The sequence below is a fragment of the Rhizobium sophoriradicis genome (assembly GCF_003939025.1).
Classification (GTDB): Bacteria; Pseudomonadota; Alphaproteobacteria; order Rhizobiales; family Rhizobiaceae; genus Rhizobium; species Rhizobium sophoriradicis.
On sequence record NZ_RQIH01000024.1, the window covers coordinates 15919 to 40218 of the forward strand.

Annotated in this window: 20 protein-coding genes; 7 read left to right on the forward strand and 13 right to left on the reverse strand. The window is 59.3% G+C overall.

Annotated elements, in window-relative coordinates; all coding sequences use genetic code 11:
• Positions 1-4 precede the first annotated feature (4 nt).
• The 5 genes from EFR00_RS29705 to EFR00_RS29725 form a co-directional block, all read right to left on the reverse strand.
• Positions 5-1048 carry a UDP-glucuronic acid decarboxylase family protein gene (locus tag EFR00_RS29705; protein WP_077993470.1) on the reverse strand — a complete coding sequence of 348 codons (1044 nt, stop codon included), beginning with the start codon at positions 1046-1048 and terminating at the stop codon, positions 5-7.
• 45 nt (positions 1049-1093) lie between these two features.
• The gene (locus tag EFR00_RS29710; RefSeq protein ID WP_164519072.1) at positions 1094-2587 is read right to left on the reverse strand and encodes a sugar transferase; all 1494 of its coding nucleotides are present in this window, start codon (positions 2585-2587) and stop codon (positions 1094-1096) included.
• 6 nt (positions 2588-2593) lie between these two features.
• Complete coding sequence (locus tag EFR00_RS29715; RefSeq protein WP_077993529.1) at positions 2594-3457, reverse strand: WecB/TagA/CpsF family glycosyltransferase; 864 nt, start codon at positions 3455-3457, stop codon at positions 2594-2596.
• A 551-nt stretch (positions 3458-4008) separates the two neighbouring features.
• A complete protein-coding gene (locus EFR00_RS29720) occupies positions 4009-6132 on the reverse strand; it encodes a right-handed parallel beta-helix repeat-containing protein (RefSeq protein WP_077993475.1) in 2124 nt (707 codons plus the stop codon).
• A 16-nt stretch (positions 6133-6148) separates the two neighbouring features.
• Positions 6149-7447 (reverse strand): O-antigen ligase family protein, encoded by a 1299-nt coding sequence (locus EFR00_RS29725; protein ID WP_077993477.1) that lies wholly within the window; start codon positions 7445-7447, stop codon positions 6149-6151.
• Positions 7448-7835: 388 nt separating this feature from the next.
• On the opposite strand from EFR00_RS29725, the gene EFR00_RS29730 reads away from it, so the two are divergent.
• From EFR00_RS29730 to EFR00_RS29760, 7 genes are all read left to right on the forward strand, one after another.
• Positions 7836-8063, forward strand: a complete 228-nt coding sequence (locus EFR00_RS29730) for a hypothetical protein (RefSeq protein ID WP_077993530.1) — start codon at positions 7836-7838, stop codon at positions 8061-8063.
• A 9-nt stretch (positions 8064-8072) separates the two neighbouring features.
• Complete coding sequence (locus tag EFR00_RS29735; RefSeq protein WP_009995402.1) at positions 8073-9023, forward strand: glycosyltransferase family 2 protein; 951 nt, start codon at positions 8073-8075, stop codon at positions 9021-9023.
• Positions 9020-10120, forward strand: a complete 1101-nt coding sequence (locus tag EFR00_RS29740) for a glycosyltransferase family 4 protein (RefSeq protein WP_077993478.1) — start codon at positions 9020-9022, stop codon at positions 10118-10120. The genes EFR00_RS29735 and EFR00_RS29740 overlap by 4 nt, the downstream gene beginning before the upstream one ends.
• Positions 10114-11256: a glycosyltransferase family 4 protein gene (locus tag EFR00_RS29745; protein ID WP_040112875.1), complete on the forward strand. Its 1143-nt coding sequence runs from the start codon at positions 10114-10116 to the stop codon at positions 11254-11256. Before EFR00_RS29740 ends, EFR00_RS29745 begins: the two co-directional genes overlap by 7 nt.
• A complete protein-coding gene (locus EFR00_RS29750) occupies positions 11253-13520 on the forward strand; it encodes a GumC family protein (RefSeq protein ID WP_077993533.1) in 2268 nt (755 codons plus the stop codon). The genes EFR00_RS29745 and EFR00_RS29750 overlap by 4 nt, the downstream gene beginning before the upstream one ends.
• Before the next feature lie 34 nt (positions 13521-13554).
• On the forward strand, positions 13555-14658 hold the full coding sequence (gene gmd / locus EFR00_RS29755; protein WP_040112874.1) for a GDP-mannose 4,6-dehydratase: 1104 nt from the start codon (positions 13555-13557) through the stop codon (positions 14656-14658).
• 403 nt (positions 14659-15061) lie between these two features.
• Positions 15062-15319, forward strand: coding sequence for a hypothetical protein (locus tag EFR00_RS29760; protein ID WP_009995491.1), 258 nt, complete (start codon positions 15062-15064; stop codon positions 15317-15319).
• Positions 15320-15502: 183 nt separating this feature from the next.
• On the opposite strand, the gene EFR00_RS29765 is transcribed toward EFR00_RS29760, so the two are convergent.
• Genes EFR00_RS29765 through EFR00_RS33980 form a run of 8 tightly spaced genes read right to left on the reverse strand, consistent with a single transcriptional unit; the run spans position 15503 to position 24244 of the window.
• Positions 15503-16546, reverse strand: a complete 1044-nt coding sequence (locus EFR00_RS29765) for a UDP-glucuronic acid decarboxylase family protein (RefSeq protein ID WP_040112872.1) — start codon at positions 16544-16546, stop codon at positions 15503-15505.
• A 12-nt stretch (positions 16547-16558) separates the two neighbouring features.
• Complete coding sequence (locus tag EFR00_RS29770) at positions 16559-17659, reverse strand: CgeB family protein (RefSeq protein WP_009995494.1); 1101 nt, start codon at positions 17657-17659, stop codon at positions 16559-16561.
• Positions 17656-18747: a CgeB family protein gene (locus EFR00_RS29775; protein WP_040112870.1), complete on the reverse strand. Its 1092-nt coding sequence runs from the start codon at positions 18745-18747 to the stop codon at positions 17656-17658. Before EFR00_RS29775 ends, EFR00_RS29770 begins: the two co-directional genes overlap by 4 nt.
• Positions 18744-19874, reverse strand: coding sequence for a CgeB family protein (locus EFR00_RS29780; protein WP_040112869.1), 1131 nt, complete (start codon positions 19872-19874; stop codon positions 18744-18746). The genes EFR00_RS29775 and EFR00_RS29780 overlap by 4 nt, the downstream gene beginning before the upstream one ends.
• Positions 19875-19876: 2 nt before the next feature.
• Entirely contained in the window at positions 19877-20980 is a 1104-nt protein-coding gene (locus tag EFR00_RS29785; protein WP_040112868.1) for a glycosyltransferase family 4 protein, read from the reverse strand.
• Positions 20977-23019, reverse strand: coding sequence for an NAD-dependent epimerase/dehydratase family protein (locus EFR00_RS29790; protein ID WP_040112867.1), 2043 nt, complete (start codon positions 23017-23019; stop codon positions 20977-20979). Before EFR00_RS29790 ends, EFR00_RS29785 begins: the two co-directional genes overlap by 4 nt.
• Positions 23016-24119 (reverse strand): NAD-dependent epimerase/dehydratase family protein, encoded by a 1104-nt coding sequence (locus tag EFR00_RS29795; RefSeq protein WP_040112866.1) that lies wholly within the window; start codon positions 24117-24119, stop codon positions 23016-23018. The genes EFR00_RS29790 and EFR00_RS29795 overlap by 4 nt, the downstream gene beginning before the upstream one ends.
• A complete protein-coding gene (locus tag EFR00_RS33980; RefSeq protein ID WP_010054990.1) occupies positions 24119-24244 on the reverse strand; it encodes a hypothetical protein in 126 nt (41 codons plus the stop codon). The genes EFR00_RS29795 and EFR00_RS33980 overlap by 1 nt, the downstream gene beginning before the upstream one ends.
• Positions 24245-24300: the final 56 nt, after the last annotated feature.

A 24300-nucleotide genomic window follows, 5' to 3' on the forward strand; every position in this document is an offset into this window, starting at 1 on the left:
GTCCCTATCGGATGGCTCCAGGAGCAGTGACTTCGACGCTCGGAGCTGCCAGATGTGGATAGGGCTCTTGCCAGGAGTTGACACCAATCCTGTTCTTTAATCCACCAGAAAGCTTCCACTCGAAATAAGCGATCGTTCTCTCAAGCCCCTCACGAAGGTTCACATTCGGTTGCCAGCCGAGGTCCTGCTGTGCGCGGGAAATGTCGGGCTTGCGCTGCGTCGGATCGTCCATCGGCAAGGGATTGTAAACGATGCGTGATTTCGAGCCCGTCATCGCGATTACCATTTCGGCCAGTTCCCGGACCTGGAATTCTCCTGGGTTACCGAGATTGATCGGACCGGTAACACCGGCCGGCGTCCCCATCAGGCGGATGAAGCCCTCGATCAGATCGTCTACATAGCAAAATGAGCGCGTCTGCGTGCCGTTGCCGAAGATGGTGATCGGTTCGTTTTGAAGCGCCTGAACGATGAAGTTGGAGACGACCCGTCCGTCATTGGTCTGCATGCGCGGCCCGTAGGTATTGAAGATCCGCGCTACCCGAATTTCCACGCCATATTGGCGATGATAGTCGAAGAACAGCGTCTCGGCGCACCGCTTGCCTTCGTCGTAGCATGCGCGCGGGCCTATGGGATTAACGCTGCCTCGATACTCCTCAGGTTGAGGGTGGACCGCGGGATCGCCATAAACTTCGCTCGTCGATGCCTGAAAGATTTTCGCCTTGGTACGCTTGGCCAAGCCAAGCATGTTGATGGCCCCATGTACATTGGTCTTCACGGTCTGCACGGGGTCGTGCTGATAGTGAACCGGAGATGCTGGACAGGCGAGATTGTAGATCTCGTCGACTTCCACATAAAGCGGGAAGGTAATGTCGTGCCGGAGCACCTCGAAGCGAGGATCGTCAAGAAGATGCAGCACATTGTCGCGCGAACCGGTGTAGTAGTTGTCCACGCAGAGGACATCATTGCCCTCTCGCAAAAGCCTTTCGCACAGGAATGAGCCCAGAAATCCGGTGCCGCCGGTAACCAAAATTCGCTTGTGTCCGTGCATTGATGTGCTCCGTTGTTTGATAGTTGCCCGCAGACGAGAAAAAGGTCAGCAAGCTCCCTTGCCCTTTAAGACCGCAGGAATTGTGCTGAGAAGGATGTGCCAGTCGAACCACAATGACCGGTTGTCGATATAGAACCCGTCGAGTTGCTGCTGGAGTTCGAGATCCGCATTGCTCCGTTCGGATATCTGCCAGAGGCCCGTCAGCCCCGGTGTGACCGAACGCCGCTTGTCGCGAAATTCGCCATCCATCGCCGAGAGGTGATACTCCGGAAACGGACGGGGTCCCACCAATGCCATTTCCCCTGCAATGATATTCACGAGCTGCGGGAGTTCATCGATGCTCGATGCGCGAAGGAGATGCCCGATCACCGGCAAGACGCGCGGGTCCTCCCGAAGCTTGAAGTGAGTGGACCATTCGGCTTGTGCGACTGGATTGTCTCGGAACAACGCTTCGAGGCGTTGTTCCGCATCTCTGTACATCGTCCTGAGCTTCAGCACGTGCACCGGCTTGCCAAACAAGCCTTCCCTGGCGTGCCTGAAGAAGACCGGCCCCGGATCGATGGCGTAGATCGCGGCAGCAGCAATGAGAATGATGGGCATAAGCACCAGCACCGCGGGGATTGCGATCGCGAGATCAAGGGCGCGACGCACCAGATTCGAGTTTGCCGCCCCCCTGCTGCTCGCCAGGCGAACACCGATCTCTCCGCCGATGTCAGCCGGCCGCAATCCGGTTACCTTGAGGTTGGGCGTGTCGGAGAGCAGGATGACCTCGGCGAAGGTCTTGCGTAATGTCGCCAACTCAGCGGTAAGCGAGCCCATATCATCGGCGATCAAGGCAATCGATGGGCGGTCATCAGGTGACAGTTCCGAAAAATTGGGCTCGCAGGGTTCCGGCCGAATGCCATACTGCCAATGGTCTGTGAAATGCGCCATGAGGGCGGGGATACGATTGCGGCCACCGATGATCACCGCCCGCTCTCCCCAGAATCCAAGTCTCCGCGACAGACCACGGGCAACCCCATGCATGGCAGGCTGAAAAATCAACCCGAGGCCGAGAAACCCGAAGATGGGAAGCAGCGCTCCGGTCCCTTCCGGTAGAAGGATCGCCGCCAGCGCTGCGATGACCGCGACCTTGCCCGACGCTGTCGTGCGGCGGCGCAGATGCTCGTGGTCATGAAGCCGATAGCCGGGATAGAGCGCGCTCGATGCATAGAGGATGATCGCTGCCAGGGCCGCGAGGGCGAAAGCACGCTCCAGCACCATGTTCTCCGACCCGTCGGGAAGAAACGGCAGAAGAACAGAATAGGCTATCAGATAACCCGCAATGTCGGCGCCAACCAACAATGATGACGTAGCGAGCCGAGGTATCCTGCGTCTGAGTGGAGCTGGCATATTCAGCCTTAGCCCCCTGCTGAACGCAGCGCCCGGCGTGGCGTTTGCCATTGGCGGGACAGAATTTGCCGGACCCGTTCGCGTGGCGGTCGCATCATTTGAGGTGATTGCCTTCGGCAGGTCGGATATCGACGCTAGTAGGGACATGTGGCTTTACACCTTTACGGCTACTGCTTTAGGCGCGCTCGACCCAAAAACCTCGTCTTCGATTGGAAACTTCCGAAGTCCCAGTCTCTGGAATGCTGTCAATGAGATGAAGGTCGGCACGACAAGCGCATAGCGCCGCCACAGCCGTCGCGGCTCGCATAGAAGACGAAACGCCCATTCGAAGCCGCTTCTTTGAATGATCCTGGGCGCCTGTCGCTTCAGACCGGCGTGGAAGTCGAAAGCAGCTCCGACGCCGATGAGCATCGAAGCATCCAGACGATCGCGCATGCGAGCCATCCAGAGTTCCTGCTTGGGGCTGCTGAGACCGACCCAGATAATATCCGCGCCTGACTGATTGAGCCGATCTGCAATATCCGCCTCTTCTTGCAGCGACAATTGATGAAAAGGCGGTGCGTAGGAGCCGACTATCTGCGCGTCCGGGAATCTTGCGAGAAGGCGCGCCTGCAACTGCTCCAGCGTCCGGGTTGTTGCGCCATAAAGGAAGTGGCGCGAGCCCTTGGATCTGCCCGCATCGAAAACAGAAAGCATCAGGTCAGGACCGTAAACCCGGTCGCTCTCCAAATGGCCAGCACGTTTCAATGCCCATACCAACGGCATGCCATCAGGGGTCACGAGGAACGCCCGGTTATGTATCGACCGAAGCTCGGCATCATCCTGACATCGGACGACGCCGTGTGCGTCCCGAACGCACACATATCCCTTCCTGCCGTCTTCGATCGCGTTTTGAATAAGTCCGGTCGCGCTTTTAAGATTGACCGCCGAAATGCGAACACCAAGGACATTCGTCCATTTGAGCGCGCCCTCTGAATGAAGAACTGAAGCCTGGCTGCCTGCTGGTTGCTTTCTCATGACCTGCGCTTTCGCGACCGAAACTGTCATCAGAATATCCTGGTAGGCCGATTGCCTCCATACTTGCTGCTCCAGCTATTGGACGTAGAATAGACTTCCCGTTTACGTCTTACGCCGAGATGACTTACAATATTGGAAGTAAGTCTGCGTACCCCATGGTGTGCCACGATGCTCCTTATGATAACCGTCGCCCCGAATTGGAGGCTTAGTTGAAGGCGAAGATGCCGAAGAAGTTTTGCGCCCCGAGCAAGATTGGCCAGGCTAGGGCATTAACAAAGCGGGAAGACAGACATGGTGAGCCGATAGGCAGATGACGGCTCCGGCTAACAAGCCTTTGGTCGATGCCGACAGAGGCAGGCGGCCGCAGAAAGATCAATGAGATCGCTAAACCGCCTAACGTCGTTCTCACCGGCTAAGGCCGGGACGGTCAAACGACATCGCCGGCGCTGCCTACATTCGTCGACCGGGCCCGTGCAGCATCTTGATCGGCGCTCTCCGCTGCATAACTCCGGACCTGACCGCAGAAGGCGCTCGTCATGGGCGCCCGTTTGTTACTCTGGCGCGATGACGCTTCCCGTATCCGCCCCGGCCCTCTGGAGATCACTCAGACTGCCAAATTCTCCGAAGCGCATGATCCTAGGTTCTATTCGGAAGCTTCTATCGTTCAAATTGCCGATGTAGCGGTTACCGGAGAACTGCACATATCCAGGCCCGTGGTCTGGAGCGTAGACGTATGCTGCCAGCCGGCTGCTACTGTCAATCGACACAACGTTGTTCTCGATACGGTTTGGCTCAGCCCATGGCGGGTGCCAGCCTCTGCCGGTACTGTCGTCAACTCGAAAGGCCGCACCCGATCCGCGTGCAATCACGTTTCCGGTCACCAGGTTGCTCCAGCCGCCGTTGATGCCGATCGCCGCGACGTTATCCGAGAGCGAATTTCCTTCGATGCGCAGCCCGCTCGCCTTGCCATCCGTATAGATTGCCCAGCTGATTGGAGTGGGCCATTCGCTGGTGTTTTCATATCCGGGAGGCCAGAACGTTCCGTCAGCTCTGTTCATGAGATGGCCGGTCCCGGTCACGAGATTGGAGCGGATGGTGCTTTTCAAGGAGTCGGCCTGCTCGCCCATCATCTTGATGGCACCGCCATCTGCGGTCCGCTGGTTGGCGTTACGGATCACGTTGTGCTCTATGACGGCGTTATAGACGGCGTCGTTAGAACCCCACAGCGAACCGCCGGTGATGCCGAACTGCGCCGTGTTTTCGATGAGGTTGTCGGCAATTCTGACATTGTCGGCCGCCTGGAACCATACTCCGGCGGTCTCCAGATACACAGTTCCAATGTCATGGATGTGGTTTGAAAGGATTCTGGCTCCGTCCGACTTGCCGAAGGTGCCATAATTCGTGCCGACGTAAATGCCGTTGCCAGCCGCATCCGCGATCACGTTGCCGGCAATCAACGCGTTCTTGCTTTCCGTCACATGGATCCCGACGCCGACATTCTCGATATTGTTGCCGAGGATTTGGACACCGTCGGCGTGTTCGATCCGGATGGCGCCAAACCCTCTTGTATCCGTATAGAATTTCCCGCTGCCTTCAGGCGCTCCGTCTCTAATCTCGAGCCCGGATACAACCATCCCATTGGCGCCATCCAATTTCAAGAATGTCGGCAGGACACCCGCAACGACGACGGAACTCGGAAACGACTGACCGATAGGGATATAATGAAGCCGGCCCACGACACGGTCGTGCCACCACTCTCCAGGCGCGTCGAGCAAGGCCTTGGCTCCGCTCAAAAAGTAGCGACTGCCTTCTGCGGTAAAGAAATAGCTCGTGCCTTTGGTACGGACGGTCCGGCCGGTGCCATCGATTGATACGACCGGAAGCGTATCATTGCCCCACTGGCTTCCGGGTTGAAAACCTCCAACGATGTCGACGACCAGCCCGCTCGCATCCCCCAGTTCCGGAAGATCGCCGGCATGGAAACAAAAGCGCGTGTTTCCTTCCCACATATCGATTGCTGGCTCGCACTTTGCCGCGAATAACCAACCCTTGCGTGGGTCGCCATCAGCGGGAGCGTTGGGGAATCGAGCCCGGTTTTGCCGTATCCCATCGACGAAAAGGTCGCCGACGCCTGCATCCGGCGGCAGCGTCAGCGGCGCCGTCCAGCGGCCATCAGACTGCTGCGCCCAGTTGGGCAGTCTTGGCCCCCCATGCAGAACCGGCGTTTCATTGCATCTTGCCGTCAGGATCAAGCCCGCGTCGCGAGCGTCGAAGACAATCGGCTGAGTAAGATAGTAATCGCCCGTACCGAGCGCGATCGTGGCAGGCCCGCCCTTGTCACGGGCTGCATCACGGGCCCTTTCAATGCTGGCGAAGGGGCCGTCGCCGCCCGGCTGACTTGCAGTCGGGAGCAGGCCGCTCCAACTGTCTTCTCCATCGGGAGAGACGTAAAATATCGTCCGCGCCGCGGTGCTGCTTCTCAACACGTCGTTTAGATCCGTCCCCTGCAATTTGACTGACGAGGTCGCGAAAGCTTCCGCGCAGATCGTTTCCCGGATGAGCATTTGCAGGCGCTCAGGCGCGACCATATCCTTTTCGGCTGAAGCCGAACTGCCGGAATTGGGAAAGAGCATGACAGGCAAGATGCTCAGGATCAGTCCAAAACGCCGCCTCATGATTTCTGCAACCCTCTCATACGGCCACGCGAGACGCCTGCCAAGATGGCGAAGGGCTGCTCGAAACGACGGGCGCATACAGCGAAAACATGATGATGGCTGTGGTGAACAGGATGAAGATCGCGTCATTCTGAACCAAAAAAATACTCTCGGTCAGATTCATCACCAGGATCATGATCGTAAGGACATTGAGCCAGAGCCATCCATACTGCGCATCATAACAATGAAGGAAAGCGCCCTGGCGGATTGCATGGGGAAGCATCAGGGCAAACGGGATCATTCCCATTACTCCAAAGCTTAACAAGATATCGCGATATCCATTATGTGAGTGGGGCGCGGCCCATCCTATCTTTGTCCAGATGTGCGCCGCTTCGGGGTTCGCGTCCGTCCAGAATGCCTGGTAACCATAACCGAGCAGCCAACGATCGGATATCTCGCGATCAACCAGCTCCCATAATGGCACCCGACCCGTCAAGGTCGCGTCCTTGCCGAGCGCTTCAAGGGCCGGAACCAGGAATTCGTGAAGCGAAATCAGAATGCCGACAGACAGCTGGATGAAAAACAGCACGATGACGATGCGGCCAATGCTACTGCTTCTTTGCAGGAGGGAATAAAAGCCGATCAGGCAAAACGCGACTATCGTCGCAATGATTGCGGTCATCGATCCGGAGCTCGCCAGGCAGATGATACCCGCGGCCAACAGGATGAACGCGGTTCGCCGGAGGTCGAGCTTGCCGTCGATCAGCACGGCGGTCGCCACCAAGATCATCAGCGCCGCGTACCAGCCAAGCACGTTCTTGTGAACGAAGACTCCCCGCATCGCACCATCCGGCATAGTGGCGAGGGCTGGTGACACCACAGAGATAACCACACTGAGGAGGATACAGGCTCCCAGGGTCACAAATAACAGGAACAGCAACTGCCTTGGCGTGAAACGGATCGCCAGGACGTAGGAAAGAAGCACGCAAAATAAAAGGCCGATTGCGCGCCTCAAGGTCGATGAAGGTCCTATTGACCACAAGGTCGACAAAAACGGCAGGGCGAGGATCAGGGGAACAATCAGATTTCGCCTGACCGCCGTTAGAAATTGCGGAAAATTGCGTATCAGGACCAAGATTGTAAATGCATATATTGGAAGGCAAGGAAGACGCAGTATAGATTTGGCAGATTCGCTGAGCGTGCCGTCCGCGTCTGACAGCATAAGTGGCAGAAGGGCGCCTGTCTGAAAAAAAAGGGATATGCCGGCGCCCCAGCATTCTATGGCCCGCCAACTGATGGTTGGTCCGCTGGCAGTTCTGAGGCTAGCTACTCCCATGATCCGTTCCGACTGAGTTGAACAGACAAGCGACTCTTGATCCGACGGATCAAAACAACAGGTCTCGGCCTTTTGCGGCACTGCTTTCAAGCAATCATCCGGCCACATCAACAGTCAACCTGTCCTAGGGAAGGGCCGGCTACGCCTAATGCACCCTCTCTCCACCCAAAGGCGATGTTGTGGTTAAGCTCCGAGCTTGCATTACCCCAAAGGCGGGTCGTCATGCCCGCATGATTGCCCTTAAGAGCAGATGTTGCGCATGTCCGTTCACCGGTACCGTGGCGACGATGTCTTGTGAATCGTGGTGAAGCCGCGCTCCACTGGACTGAGGCAACAATTCTGGCAGAGGCTGTTTCTGCAGTCGAAGCCTGCAAGGTTTAGGATTGCTATGTTCCTGCGTCATGATCCTAGTTCTCCATCCAACGCCACCGGCGCAACACTCGCCGCGGTGTCGTCAGCGGCGATCTCATTGGCTCCGCGCCAGGCGCTGTTCGGTCGACGCGGTACTTTGAATATCGCCATCAGCGGGGCACTAAACTTCGTCGGCTGCGTGACGGTCGGCCTCCTGCGCAACTTTGCGCCGCTGCAGAGCGGCGCATGGCGACAACCTACCTGAGGGGGCGTCATGGAACGGCCGACCCTCAGTGTCCTCATCAACAATTACAACTACGCACGCTTTGTCGGGCGGGCGATAGACAGCGTGTTGAGCCAAGCCAAGGGCAACGTCGAGATAATCGTCGTCGATGACGGATCCACCGACCACTCGCGCTCCGTTCTGGAAGCATACGGCAACCGGGTGAAGGTGATCTTTCAGGAGAACGCCGGACAGGCCGCTGCGATCAATGCCGCGGTAGGATCGAGCACCGGCGAGATCCTCTGTTTTCTGGATGCCGACGACTGGTGGGCACCGAGCAAGCTATCAGCGACCGCCGCAGCGTTTCGCGCGAACCCCCAAGCATCGCTCGTCTATCATCGACTGCAGCCGACGCTTGTCGATGGCACGCCGACGTCCAAGCCAATCCCTCGAACCCTCTGTTCGGGCGCGTTGTCGTCGCTGCTCACACGCTCTGCAGGTTGGTGGCCATTCCCGATGACCTCGGCGGTCGCGGTACGACGCAGCGCTTGGGATGATGCGGGCAACATTCCAGAACAGTTCCGCATATCGGCCGACGCCTGGCTCGTGGGAATCTATCCGTTTCTGGGGGATGTGATCGCCATGCCGGATCCGCTTGGATTCTACCGCATCCACAATAACAATTGGTATCGCCCCACCGAAGATGCCGCGACGCTCAGGAGACGTATGACGCACTGGCAGCATACTGTTGAAGCAACGAACCTGTTTCTCTCAACTCATGAACTGCCGGCAAGACTACATCTGAGGGATCACTATCCCTATCGCGTTGCGTCGGCAAAGCTGCAGGGCGCCGATGCGCTCACGCGGTTAAAGCTTGCTATCGAGGGCCTCTTCTTTGCCGGCGAGCCGAACCTGCTCAGGCGGACGCGCGACAGCTTGCGCTCGGCGCGCGGCCTGTCGCGGCTCGGTCTGGATGTGGGCTTGTCGGGGGTAGCGAAATGAAGGCGCTGCTATTGGTTTCCGAACTGGAAGACTATACCATTTCCTTTGCCAGCGGCGTTGCTCAGCACCTCGATGTTGTGCTTGCCGTGCCGCGCCGGCGCTATGCACATCTCGCCTCTTCCTTCGACCCGGCTGTCGATTTGCACCTTCTGGACTGGCCGAGACACCGTTCTCTCTCCAATCCGTGGTTCCTGTACCAGCTCACGCGCCTGATCCGGCGCGAACAGCCGAACCTCATTCATCTCCTCAGCAATTCGACGCTTTGGCTGAACCTCGCCGTTCCGTTCTGGCGCCCTATCCCGCTTGTGACGACGATCCATGACGTCGAAATCCATCCGGGCGACGCGGATACGCGTACCTTGCCCGGCTGGGCTCCCGAACTGATGGTGAAGCAATCCGGACACCTTGTCGTGCATGGCGAGGGGCTGAAGCGGATGGTCCTCGACCGATATGCAAAATCGCCCGACCGCGTCCATGTTCTTTCGCACCCCTCCATCCTTCGCTATGCGGAGCTCGCCCGGCGACAGAAGATGACGGCGCGCGAAGCGGATGGAACGATACGCGTCCTGCTGTTCGGACGGATATTCGCCTATAAGGGTCTGGAACATCTGGTCCGGGCCGAAGCGATGCTCAAGGACGCGCTTCCTAACCTGCGCGTCACGGTCGCGGGCCGTGGCGACAATCCGGCGATATTCCTGCCGCTTATGGGGGATGCCGACCGCTACGATATTCGCAATCGTTTTATCGAGGATGCAGAGGTCGCCCAGCTTTTCCTGGACACCGACATCGTCGTGCTTCCCTATGCGGAAGCCTCCCAAAGCGGCGTGCTCAACCTTGCCGCCGCATTCGGCAAACCGGTCATCGTTACTGATGTCGGCGAGTTGCGGGATACCGTTGAGCCCAACGGGTTGGGGATGGTGGTCCCCCCCGGCGATGCCAAAGAACTCGCGGCAGCGATCAGAACATTGGCAGACAACGGCGAGCTCAGAACCAGGTTGGGCGCCAATGCGCTCGAATGGGCCAAGGGGCCGAATTCGCCTGAACGGGTCGGCGGCCGGGCCGCGGCAGTTTATCGGGAGGTGGTCGGGTCATGCTGATGGAAGCCCTCACAGACAGAAGCCGGCCGGCGGCCCGCAGCGCGGCTAGCGTCCGCCATTATCTTCCGGGCGGCTGCGAGAACGGCGGCGGCATCGGCAGGCTTGTCGGCTATATAATAGAGACGGCGAAAGAGACCGGCGCGAAGCATTTCGTCACCGATACAAGAGGGGCTCGATGGTCCAAACTGACTTCGCCGGCGCGACTGGTCGGGGCCGTCCTGACAATGGCAAAGGACCGGATCGTTGCGCCTGACCGCATTCACCATATCCACATCGCTGGCCGCGGCAGCACTTCTCGCAAACTGATCCTGACCGAGGCTGCCCGGCTATTAGGGTGCTGCCACATATTGCACCTTCACGACTACGATTACGCCGGCGATTTCGCGCAACGCTCGCCGCGTCAACAACGGCTCATACGTCGGATGTTTCAGAATGCCGACCGTGTCGTGGCGCTGGGCCAGCGCGATCGCGCGACGCTGACGACCCTTCTGGGTGTTGACGAGCGCCGCGCGGTCGTCGCCCATAATTGCGTCCCCGATCCCGGGACGCATAATATTTGCGACGGCGGGACACCGCTGATCGTATTCCTCGGCCGGTTGAGCGAACGCAAGGGGGTCACGGAGCTTCTATCGGCCCTGAACCACCCGCTTATGAAAGAACTTGGGTGGCGGGCCGTACTGGCCGGCGATGGTCCTGTCGAGCATTATCGCCGTCTGGCTGACGCCATGGCGCTTTCCGATCGGGTCGAGATGCCCGGCTGGCTTGACGCCGGTGAGGCGCGAGCCTTGTGCGCGCGTGCAGATATTCTGGTCCTGCCGTCGCACGCCGAAGGGCTCGCAATGGCCGTGCTCGAAGGACTGTCCCATGGGCTTGCCGTCGTAACGACGCGTGTTGGGGCGCATGAGGAAGTCATTACCGATGGTGAGACCGGGATTTTCGTGCCGGTGGGAGACCAGAATGCCCTGGCCGCAGCTTTGGCAAAGCTGGTGTCTGACCGAGAATTGTGCATCCGCCTCTCCGTCCAGGGGCGCGCGCATTATGTCAACTATTTCAGCATGATGGTCTATATGCGCTCGCTTGAAAAACTTTACGAAACCGTATCCGCGAAACACCAAGGATGGGCTGCCGCACGATGACGATTTCCACTGTTCCGCCGGACCGCAACCTTCCGATCTCGCCAATGCGGTATGATCCTCGCGCTCAGGTCGACATCAAGGCGGATAACCTAGACCTCGCATCCGCCTTTCGTATGCTGCGGCGAAGAATGGTCTTGATCATTGCGATAACCTTGCTGCTGGTGGCGCCCGCGGCGATTATGATCTCTGGGTTGAAGCCCACCTATCAGGCCTCGGCCCGATTGATCGTCCACCAGCCTCTCGCGACATCACTTGGTGCGGAGGATACCAGCCGCGGCAATCCGCTTGACGTGAAATCGGAGACTGAGCGGCTTTTATCCAGAAGTATTGCAGAGCGAGTCGTGCGCGAAATGCGGCTTGACATGCGGGACGAGTTCAATCCAGCGCTGCGGAAGGTCTCGTTCTTTGAGAGTATCCGGGCAAACCTGCGAGGCCTGTTTGACGCGGAAAAGCCCGCTTCGGCGGCACGAGACAGCATCGAGGCCACTATCCGGGAATATTATCAAGCACTCGGAGTGTGGCACGAAGAGAGGAGCGAAGTTATCCAGATCAGCTTCACGGCAAATGATGCTGAACTCGCAGCCGCTGTTCCTAACCGTGTCGTCAGCATTTATCTCGACGAGCGGAAGGGCAGCGTCAGTGCCCGCCTGGATGCAGCGGAAACATGGATCCGACAGCGCATTGCCGAACAGAAGGGTCGCGCGGTTATTGCTCGCGACGCTGCCCGCAACTATCAAGAATCGATGGACATCCTCTCGAAAGAGGACGCTCAGGATGAACGTATCAAAACCCTCCTGGAACTCACCGGGCGCGAAGGTAAAATCGAGGAAAGCCGGCTTGAGGTAAAAGCGACGATATCGGCGCTGGAAGCCGCGGATAACCCTTCGGCGGCGGTGCAGAACATCGCCGTCCCCGATAGCATCACCACGAAGCAACGCGATCTTCGCGCACAGGAGGAAGATCTTTCCCGTCTGCTCGAGCTATATGACAGCAATGCCGAGGCCGTGGTGGATTTACGCAGGAAGATCGAACAATCCCGTATCGATCTCGACCTCGCAACCAAGCAATATCTCCAATCAATGCGCGCCAAGCTTGCCGCCCTTGATCATGAAGCCAACGCAGTGCAATCCATCTTGGCTGTCGCTAAGGAAAAACGCACACGCGATGCCCTGGCGCAGACCGAATTGACACGACTGCAGCGTATTGCCGAAAACGAGCAAGCCGCACTCGACAAGCTTGAGGACCAGCGTCGGGACCTCGCCGCCAAGGCCACACTGCCGGGCGCGGAATTGGAGGTTTTCTCACCGGCTTCGGTGCCGCTCGTGTCACAGGGACGCGGAAGGCTCTTCTATCTGGTGGGCGCCCTCCTGGCTGCAATCTCGGCAGCCGTGACCGCTGCTTTCGTACTTGAGATGTGGGACCAGTCCGTCCGGAGTTTCGATCAAATAGCAGGAATGGCCCGCACGATACCGGCGGGACTTATTCCACGGCTGGCGCGGAGGGAAAATCCAAAGACGATTTTCAGGCTTGTGCAGGTCCCGATGTTTGACGAAGCACTCCGTACCGTGATCCTGACACTCAAGCAGTCCAACGGCGGCAAGGTGCCGAACAGTATCGTCGTTACGTCGGCTCACAGCGGAGAAGGCAAGTCGCTTGTCGCAAGATCGCTGGCTATCGAACTCTCCGCCGCCGGAATTCCAGTACTGCTGGTCGATGGCGACCTTCGACGCGGGGAACTCGAGTCGTTCTTCAGGTCGGGGCTACAGCAGGGTTTGAACGAATACCTGAACGGCCAGGCAGATATCCGCGACATCGTCTACCACCATCCAAGCGGTATCGACTTCATTCCATCTGGCAAATTCAGTCTTCAGCGACGCGTTCGTCCGAACGGCCTGGCAGATATCATCGAGGTGGCGGGCGCGGCCGGCCGGATTGTCATCTTCGATAGCGCGCCCGTGCTCGCCTCGACAGACACCGTGCTTCTGACTGCGCTCGCGGAAAGAACACTGGCCGTTGTCAGATGGGGGAAGACGAGCCGTCGCGCGGTCGAGTTCAGCCTGCAGCAAATGAAAAGCCCGCGAAATTCGGAAATCCTAGTCGCGATCAACAATGTAAGCCCCGACAAACACGCGCTGTATAATTTCAGTGATTCAGAGCTTTTTTCCAAATCTCTGATGAAATATTACCAGCCTCACACCGACGATACTCAGAAAACAATAATTAATAATATATTTTCTTTGAAATCGAAGATAATACATAAATGAACTGCCGCACTATTGTTCGAGTTGGAGGGCAATCATGGATATGGGTATGACAAAGAACCAAAAAGTTGCACTGATTACGGGCATAACAGGTCAGGACGGTGCGTATTTGGCTGAAATGCTCCTGGACAAGGGCTATATCGTTCACGGCCTCAAACGACGCTCATCGTCCTTCAACACCAGTCGTATCGAGCATCTGTACGAGGATCCCCATGTCGAGAATCCTCGCTTCATTTTGCACTTCGGGGATATGACGGATTCGACCAATCTCATCCGCGTCATCCAGGAAACGCAGCCGGACGAGATTTATAATCTCGCCGCACAGAGCCACGTTCAAGTTTCGTTCGAGACACCGGAATATACCGCAAACGCCGATGGAACCGGCACCCTGCGGCTGCTCGAAGCAATTCGCCTGCTGGGGCTGACCAAGAAGACGCGCTTCTACCAAGCGTCCACCTCGGAGCTCTATGGCAAAGTCCAAGAAGTGCCGCAGAGCGAAACGACGCCTTTCTACCCTCGATCACCCTACGCGGCAGCCAAGCTCTATGCCTATTGGATCGTGGTCAATTATCGCGAAGCGTACGGCATGCATGCTTCGAACGGCATCCTGTTCAATCATGAAAGCCCGATCCGCGGAGAAACTTTCGTTACCCGCAAGATCACGCGGGCGGCGGCGGCGATCCACCTTGGATTGCAGGACAGGCTCTATCTCGGCAATTTGGATGCCAAGCGCGACTGGGGACATGCTCGCGAATATGTCCGCGGCATGTGGCTGATGCTGCAACAGGACGAACCGGGGGACTATGTCCTTGCGACCGGCGAGACGCATTCGGTGCGTTCCTTCGTCGAAAAGGCTTTTGCCAAGGTGGGCATGCCGATTGATTGGCGTGGGAACGGGGTCGAGGAAAAGGGATTCGACAAGACTTCAGGTCAGTGTGTTGTAGAGATCGATCCAGCCTACTTCCGCCCGACCGAAGTTGATCTTCTGATTGGCGATCCGACGAAGGCGCACACGACGCTTGGCTGGAAACACGAGACCAGTCTCGATCAGCTGATCGCGGAAATGGTTCGCGAGGATCTGAAAGTCATGGCGCGAAATGTTCCTTCGGTCGGTGTGACCAAAGGTTTTGCTTACGCCTAAGGTGATTTACAGCCTTGCCGGAAAAAGCGTCGATATTTGCGGGGTCACGGCGGCAAAGGTCGCTTCTGAGCTGCCGTGCTTGCCGCAATCTCAGCCTTTGCGCCAACCTTCTGCCCCCCGCAATAGGCCGATGATCCGGTCCTGTTCCGGCGAGCCGTCGTTCTCGCCTCTCATCCGTAATCGCTTCTTTCTGACGCCTGCGTCCTTAACGGGCCGACCCCATTCTCAAAATGACGGGCGGCGACTGGGACATCAGCCCTAACGCACGCCTCTGAGGCGGCGACGCAACAACGCTCCTGGCGCCAATGAGACTGCTCGAGCCAGGATCGAAGGGAACGAAATCGAGATGGTCTGGTTAGGCCGGAGAAGGGCCCCGGCGATGAGGCGAGCCTAGGAGCGCGTCGTGAATGTTTTAAGCTTCCCCGGCAGGAAAGAGCGCCGCGACAATCCGGATCGCGCTTTCGTAAGCACCGACGCGGATGAGCGACGGCTCTACAGATTCGCCCTTCAGTACGAGATGGATGGAAAGAGCTGGGCGACCGAAGTCTGGGCCTATTCGCTGAAAGACGCCGAAGATCGCGTCGCTGCCATGCGACGATCGCTGACGATGTGCGGCCAGCTCTATGCCGAGGTGGAGGCCGATGCTCCAACACAAATCTAAGCGCATGTAACGCGGCTGGGCCGGCTTCCACTCATCTTTCCGGGATCGGGGACTGGCGGGACCGCGTGACGCTTCCCTGGTTGGCAGGGGAATAGCTTGTTTCTCGGGGAGCTCGGCGAGCGAAGTAACGGGCGGTGCGGCGTTTCCAAGCAAGGTTGGTCATCCTTCGCACCTCAGTTTCCATCAGCTTTGCGCGGGGGCCGCCTGCGAAACAGCGACGTTCCGTGGCCGGCGGGGCGCCGCTGCGCGCCGCACACGGCCACCGAGACTATTGGCAAACCACTCCACCGTGTATCCAAGACCTTCGGCAAGCGGCACCGTCGGCCGCCAGTCGAGAAGGTCCGTCGCCCGGGAAATATCAGGACGGCGGCGCTGCGGGTCGTCCTTCGGCAGCGGCCTGTAGACGATGACGGTCTTTCTCGGCACCATTGAACGGATCATCTGGGCGAGTTCGTTGATGGTGAATTCGCCGGGATTGCCGAGATTGACCGGCATTCCGGGATTAGGCGTGACATCCATCAGCGCCATAAGACCGCCGACCAGATCGCTGACATAGCAGAATGATCGCGTCTGCATGCCGCTCCCATAGATGGTAAGGGGTTTTCCCGAAAGCGCCTGGACGATCAGGTTGGAAACGATACGGCCATCATTCGCCTGCATGCGCGGCCCATAGGTGTTGAAAATACGCGCAACCCGAGCATCGACGCGACGGGCACGCAACATGTCGAAGCAAAGCGCTTCCGCCGCGCGTTTTCCCTCGTCATAGCAGGCCCGCGGTCCGGTGCAGCTGACATTGCCCCGGTAATCCTCACGTTGCGGATGTTCGGCCGGATCGCCGTAGACCTCACTGGTCGAGGCCTGGAGGAAAGACGCGGCATGCCGTTCGGCCAGCGCCAGCAGGTTGCCTGTACCGGCGACACAAGTCATCATCGTGTGGACGGGGTCTGCCTGATACTGCGGCGGCGACGCGGCGCAGGCCAGATTGTAGATCTGGTCAAGCGGCTCGCCGATGTCCAGGAACTGGCAAACATCCTGTTCCACGAGCCGGAAGCGCGGATGGTTCGTCAATGGCCGGACATTGTCGCGCGAGCCGGTGATATAGCTGTCGACGCAAATGACGGAATCGCCACGGGCGAGGAGCGCGTCGCAGATATGCGAACCGACGAAACCGGCACCTCCTGCCACCAGAACAGTCTTGCCTTTACCGCGACGATTTCCCTGCAGCATCGATACTCTCCTTCAGGCTGAGATACGCTCGTAAGCTCGATTTACCGGTAGCTCCGACAGCGTCCGGGCAAATTCGCCGGCACGGGCCAGACCGGTATGGCCGTCCATCACGCGTCTCCTGGCCGCAGCGGCGATCGCCGCACGGTCGCTGTCGGCAAGCTCCGTTAGCACTGCGACGACATCTTCCGGCCCACGGGCGATGATCAAAGCTTCGCCATCCGGCAGCAACTGGTCCAGCCCCTGCCAGAAATCGCTGATAACAGGCGTTCCGCAGGCGGCGGCTTCGAACAGGCGCACGCTCGGAGACCAGCCGGCAGCGATCATGTCCGAGCGGGTCACGTTCAAGGTGAACCGTTGTCGCGTGTAAAAGCTTGCGTGCGCGGCAGGCGCCAGGTGTTCGATACGCTGCACATTGGCCGGCCAATCGATATCAGCCGGATATCGCGGTCCGGCAACGACAAAGCGCATGGACGGCAGTCGGCGCGCCGGCTCCAGAAGAAGGCGCTCAAGTGTCGGCTGCCTGTCCTGGCTGTATGTTCCGAGGTAGCCGAGATCCCAGCATTTGGGCTCGCCGGTGTCGGCATAGCGGCTCTCATCCACGGAGCAGTAGAGCGCGATTGCCCGCCGCGCACCGTAACTGCGCTCCAACAAGGTCAACACCGTCCCTCCGGAAAAGGAAAAATAGGCATCGAACAGTAGGATCTGCCTCAGCGCTAGATATTCTTCATCGCCGCGATCGAGCTTTGCGAGGGTGACCGGCGTGTCGATGTCGTAAAAGCAGAACCGTTTCGGCCCGAGCCTTTCGAGTTTGTCAATGAGGGCGACGCCGTCCGGAACATAGGATCCGACGACGACGGCATCGGCCCCGCGCAGCCTGTCTCCATGAAGTCCGATCATGACGTCGACATCGGTATAATAGGCGAGATCGCAGAATTCAGGCGAGACGAGGTCGCGGTGGCTGGCGTACCAGGGCACGTCGCGTTCAAGGAACAGAATCCGGTGGCCTTCCTGCCGCAAACCCTTGATGAGGGCGCGATAGGTCGTGGCATGACCGTTTCCCCAGGAAGAGGAAAGTGAAAGTCCGAGGAAGACGATATCGAGTGGTTTCGTCATTCGGCGGCCTCCATCCGCGCGCCGAGACGCGCGCGGAAGATTTTGTCCACCACCTCGGCACGATTGACATAGGTGTGCTCTGCCAGCACGCGCATGCGCGCCCTCTGCCCGATCTCCTGCGCGGACCGGCGGGATAACGCCGCAACCAAGGCAGCGACATCCTGCCCGTCACGCGCGACCAGCACTTCTTCGTCGGGCTTGAGGAAAAGCTCGATACCCTCCCAATGGTCGGTGATGAGGCAGGCGCCGGCGCCGGCCGCTTCGAAGACCCGGGTCGCAGGCGAGAAACCGTTTTCCGCCATGCTGGCGCGCGAGATGTTGAGAACCGCCATAGGGGTTACGTTGAAAGCGTTATGATCCCCTGTCGGCACATGGCCGATATAGCGGACATTTGCGGACATCGGCTTGTCCTGCCAGCCCGAGCCGCCGAGCAGAAAGTTGCGGTCCGGCAGGCGAAACGCCGGCTCCAGGAAGAAGTGCTCGACTCGCGCCTCCCGGTCCGGCAGACGATTGCCGAGAAAAGCGAGATCGGCAGTAAAACGACCCTCCTCCGGCACCGGGTGATGCGTTTGCGGATCGAGCGCATTATAGATCGGCACGCAGTCTGCCGCCCCGACCGAGCGGTACGCGGTCACGACAGGGTCGCCTCCGCCGTAGGTCAGCACCAGATCGATTTCAGCGAGTGCACGCCGCAGCGGGTGATCCGAACATCCCTTCAGTTCGGCGAGCGTTGCGGGCGCATCGACGTCCCAGAAGATCTTCAGCGCCTGCGTCTGCGCATTACGAAGGACCTCTTCCAGCAGCAGATCGTCTTCGAAACCGACGCCGCTTGCCTTGACGACGATATCGGCCTCAGCCGCTTCGCTCGCAGCGGCCTTCAAGGCGTCGATCGTCCCGTCATAAACGACGACCTTGCACCAGTCCGGCGGATCAATGTCGCGGTGCTTCTGCCGATCGTAGACATCGGGCTCGTAGAAAGTGATGTCGTATCCTTTCGCCGCCAGGGCTCGCAACAGACCGCGATAATAGGTGGCAGCCCCATTCCAGTAGGCGGAGACGAGACTCGAACCGTAAAAGGCGATTTTCATTCGGCTGCCTCCCGAGAGTGCAGATCCTGCGCAACCCTCTTGCTGCCGCAGTGCGCCAGGATCGTGAAAAGTTCGTCGACGCGGTGCCGGCAGGTGTGGCGAGCCTTGATGGTCTCCAGGCCGGCGGCCGTCAGGCTCGCCGCCCGGTCGGCATCGCACAGAAGCTCACGCAGGCTTTTCTTCATCTCCGCGCCGTCGTGAACGACAAGGTAGTCGGTGCCCGGCGCAAAGAGGTGCTCGGCGTCGTCCCAGGGCGCCGAGATCAGCGGGATGCCACAAGCAAGAGCCTCGAAGATGCGGATCGTCGGGATCCCCGGCAGGTGCTCGACATATGGCCGGCGCGGAATGTGCACCGTGACCTTGTGGCGGGCAAAGGCGACGGGGACATCGGCATTGGCGATCCATCCACCGTAAGCGATGCCGGCAGCGCGCAGGGCATCGAGTGCATGATCGGGATAACGGACCCCGCGAACCGTCGTCTTCAGGCCGAGCTCCATTGCCGGGCGGATCAGGAATTCGGCAATCTCGGCGGAGCGCTCATCATCGCCCCAGTTGCCGATCCAGATGAGATCTCCGATCCTTTCGATCTCGGGCATCGGCCGAAACAGGACCTCGTCCGCCGCCTCGTGCCAGACAAATACAGACTTGCCCCAGCCGGCGCGAAGATAACGTTCGCGCAACGTCTGCCCGAAGGCCAGCACGCCGTCATAGTCCTCGAGGATAAGCGCCGCGATATCGCCTTCAGCGGAAACCGCCCGATGATGCGTGTCATGGAAGAGCAGGGTAAAGGCCGCGCCATTGCGCCGGATGCAGCCGAGACGTTCGACCAGTTGCGGGTCCGTCCATTCGTGGACGATCACCACATCAGCATCGGCCAGTGCTGCTTCATGATCGAAGTCCCTGGCGTAGATCTGCGAGCGGTGCTGCGGAAAGGCCGCATGGAACTTCTCGACCGCAGCCGGGCCCTGATCCCTCACAAGGTTGGTGCGGCTCCAGGCATCCTCCGGCTCCAATGCCAGCGTCTCATGACCGCGCCGCTGGAGATCGCGCATGACGCCACGAAGGAAATGCGCGTTGCCATGGTTCCAGTCGGAAACCAGCGAGTGGGTATAAAAAACGAATTTCATGATCACTCCGCTGCTGTCGAGAAGGTGCGGCCGGATATGCCGGAATAGATCCCGCACATGGCCTGCGCCTGCGCCGCGAGGTTGAAGCGGGCAGATTGCCGGCGCGCCGCCAGGCCGAGCGCGACACGCTGTTGCGGATCCTCGGCAAGATTGTTGAAGGCGTCGGCGAAAGCGTTCGGATGCCGCGGATCCGCAAACAGGGCAGCACCTTTCCATATCTCGCGATAGGTGGGGATATCGGAGAGCACCAAAGCCGCGCCCGCCCTTGCCGCTTCCAGGGCCGCGAGCCCGAAGGGCTCGTAGAGGGAGGGTGACGCCACGACGGCCGCCTGCCGCATCAGGATCTTCGTCCGCTCATGGGAAAGCTCGCCTTGATGGTCGGCGTGGCGGAACGGCTGGTATTGATCATTGGGACCACCGTTGGCACCCACCGCCAGCACCCGCCAGCGTGTCAAGGCTGCGGCCGCATCCAGCGCGGCGCCGTTTTTTCCCTCATCCCACCAGCGGCCGGCAGCGACAACGAAGTTCCGTTTGGGCTCATCGGAAGCAACGAGCGCGCTCGAATTATAAACAACGTGAAGGTTCTGGATCGGTCCATAGGCCGCTTCCATCGCCTCCGCCTGGCTGCGACTCGGCGCAATTACAGCGTCTGCGCGGGCGAAGCCTGCCTGGTTCAGCCGATATTGCCATTGCCAGTTCCGCGGCACCTCGGTGCCGCGTACGGCGGCGAACCAGGTCACCACACAGGAATGGCACACCACAATTACCGGCAGCTCCGTTTGCAGGTCCGCGGCCTGCGACGGCAGATTGAGATGCAGAAGATCGGCCTTTTCGCGACGGGCGAGATCGGCGATGAGGCGCGGCACTTCGGCAACAGACTTTTCGTCCTGCACCATCCAATCGAGCGGAGCGTCCAGCCAGACGAGTTTCCCAAGCCGCCTAGCCTCGGCAATCTTGTCCTCCGCGGGCATGGGACCAAAACCGGCGAAGACGATTTCAATGTGCTTCGCCTTCAGGGCTGCCGCCAAATCCATGGCGTAACGCCACACGCCACCGATGGCATCAAGCGTCATCATCACACGGCTGTGCCCGTTCTGTCCGGTCATGCCGACGCCTTCCGCTTTTCACTGCGGATGCGCCGACCGCCGAAACGATTGGCGATCAGCCATTCAGCAAGGTGTCGCAGACCGTCTCGCCATCCGACGCCCGCTTTCCAGCCGATCTCGGTTTCAAGTTTTCCGGTATTGGCAACGAAATAGAACTGATCGCCGGCCCGCCACGGGCCGAAATTCGTTTCAACAGAATATCCCGTAAGCTCTTCGATCTCGCGTAGCACCGCGAGGACGCTGACCGCATTGGACGGGCCTCCTCCGAGGTTGAAGGCATTGCCGGCGAGCCGATCGATATTGGCGAGCAGCAGGCGGTAGGCGGCCACCGCATCATCCACATGCAGGATGTCCCGCACCTGCTTGCCGCTGCCGTAGACCGAAATGGCTTCGCCGCCAAGCGCACGGATGAGGAAATGCGCCACCCAGCCTTGGTCCTCGGTGCCGAATTGACGCGGCCCATAGATGCAGCTCATGCGCAGGACGGCAGCCGGTATGCCGTAGGACTTCGCATAGTCGAGGATATATTGGTCGGCGACACCCTTAGAGCACCCGTAGGGTGTGCAGAAATCAAGCGGCCGATTCTCGGCAATGCCTTGCGCCCGCACGATCTCATCTTCGGGGACATAGCGATCATCAAGCTCGACCATCCGCAGATCGTCCAGAGCACCATAAACCTTGTTGGTGCTTGCGAAGATGACCGGCGCCCGCCGGCCTGCCTTGCGGACGGATTCCAGCACGTTGAGCGTACCGCGGGCATTGGTTTCGAAATCTTGCAGCGGATCGGCGAGGCTGGTGGTCACGGCTGTCTGCGCGGCATAGTGGAAGACGGCTTTGGCATCCTTGAAGGCTGCTTCGATCCCCACCAGGTCGCGAACATCGGCAAGAACCGGATGCACCCGTGCTCCATGCCGTTCGATCAGCCATGAGAGGTTCTGATCGACGCCCGAACGTCCCAGATTGTCGAGAATAATGACGTCTTCACCGTCGTTCAACAGACTGTCGGCGAGATTGGACCCGACGAATCCGCTGCCGCCGGTCACGACAACAGGCGCGGCATCGGAGGCGAGATGGGGCGCAGCGAGCGCCGCAACCTCCTCCAGCCTGTTGATGCCTCCCTCCATCAGAAGGCGGGCAAGCAGCTTCGGCCTATTGTCGTGGGTGACTGCGCCGAGATGATAGTGCCGCGGATCGAACCACAGACCTTCCTGAACCGGCACATCCGGCGGCACATCGCCCCATGAATACCAATAGATGCGGTCGGCCCGGACGTTGAGCGCCTTGATGAAGCGCCGTGCCTGTTCGATCTCGTCATTGCGCCAGGTCGAATAGCCGGTTTCGGTAATCCATATTTCGGCTTCGGCATTATAGCGATCGATGATCCCGCGCATCTCGCCGAGATGCATGTCCCAACCGCCCCACGTTGCTTCCTCACTGTCCCAGGTCCCGGGGAAACCGTGGAAGCCGACGGCATCGACGACACCGAGCACGCCGCGCGTGCCCATCAGGTTGAGCCAATAGGGATCGAAGGGGCACGGGCCGCCGAGCACCGGTTTGTAGCCTCGCTGCTTGGCCCAATAGGCGGCACCGCCGACCATCTCGCAGAAGAGCAGAAAATCGCTGTCCTGGCGCCAATCCCAATCGAGCAGATTGTTCGGTTCGTTCCAGAGCTCGATGTGGCGGAAATAGCCGCCGTAGCGCGTCAGGATATGATCGACGAAGTCGGCGTAGGATTTGAGATCGAGCGGCGCGCCTGAAGACTTCCCCGTCCTGGAAAGGCATGGCGGCGTGTAGTGGATGCAGGGCAGAAGATCGATTTCGCTGCCGACGCGTGGAATGAACCAGTCGAACCATTCCTGCCCGCCCGGCGCCAGATATTCGGCCCAGGATAGATGTGTCCTGAGATAACTCGCGCCGCTCGCCAGTATATCCGGCAGTAGGGTCTCGGTCCGCTCATGTTCTCCCGGTCGGAACCATTCGACGAATCCGAAGCGCCGAGTCTCCCGCTGGCTGGATGCTCGAGAGCCGGCCTTGTTCATGAAACCAGCCCCCGTTCTTCAAGTTGCCGCTTCATCTCGGCGCCACGGTCGATCGCTCCTGTCTGCCGGACCCAGTCGACGAAAGGAGCGAGCGAATTTTCGAGATGGTATTTGGGCTCGAAGCCGAGCAGTTCACGTGCCTTGGAGATATCGGCAAAGCAATTGCGTATGTCGCCGGAACGCGCCTTGTTCATGATATCGGGGGCGATCTCCGGCACGCCCATCGCGTCGGCAAGAAGCATTGCGACGTCGGCGATCGAATAGGCCAGGCCGCTGCCGATATTGATCACGTGGCCCGACGCCGCGGGCTTCTCCAGAGCCAGCCGGAAGGCCCTCGCCACGTCGCGCACATGGACGAAATCGCGCCGCTGCTTGCCATCCTCGAAGATCATCGGCGGCTGCCGGTTGGCGAGGCGCGAGCCGAAATTTGCGAGCACGCCGGTATAGGGGTTGGAAAGGGCTTGGCCGGCGCCGAAAACGTTGAAAAGTCGCAGCGCGACGGCATCCAGGCCATAGGCTTCGCCGAAGATCAAGACCTGCTTTTCCTGGGCATATTTTGTCAAGGCGTAGATCGAAGCCAGGTCGACCGGCTTCTCCTCGTCGGTGGCGACGGGCGTCAACGGCTCGTCATCCGGGCCGAGCGGATCCCATTGGCCACGCTTGATATGGTGGCTTCGCCGCCTGACATAGCCGAGCCGTCTGCCGTCCCCGGTCAGATAAAGCCCTTCTCCATAAACGCTCATGGAGGAAGCGACGACGATCTTTCGGACAGGCATGCCGATCATGGCTTCGAGCAGCACCGCCGTTCCGAGGTCGTTGCAGCTGACGTAGCGGGCAATTTCATACATTGATTGTCCGACGCCGACTTCGGCGGCAAGATGAATGACGCCATCGACATTCGCGAGCGCCGCGCGCACCGCGTCCTTGTCCCTGACGTCGCCGCGAATGACCTCGGCACCCTCCGGCACGACAAGCTCGGCGTCGGCATGCACTTGGTCGATCAAGGCATCGAGGACGCGCACCTCATAGCCGCTTTGCAGAAGTTCTTCAGCAACATGGCGGCCGATGAAGCCGCACCCTCCTGTTATCAAGATCGTCATTATTGGATCCGTCCGGTTGAAGAAATTGCTTCGGAGATAGCGGCCGAACCGAGCGTGGATAGAAAAGTTCCTGCATCAATGACATCTTTATTGACTTCATCATCTTTGACTTCTTTGACCTCCACCGGGAACTCTTCGCGGGCCTCACGGGTTCGATGGACGCCAGCTTGGAGGACATCCC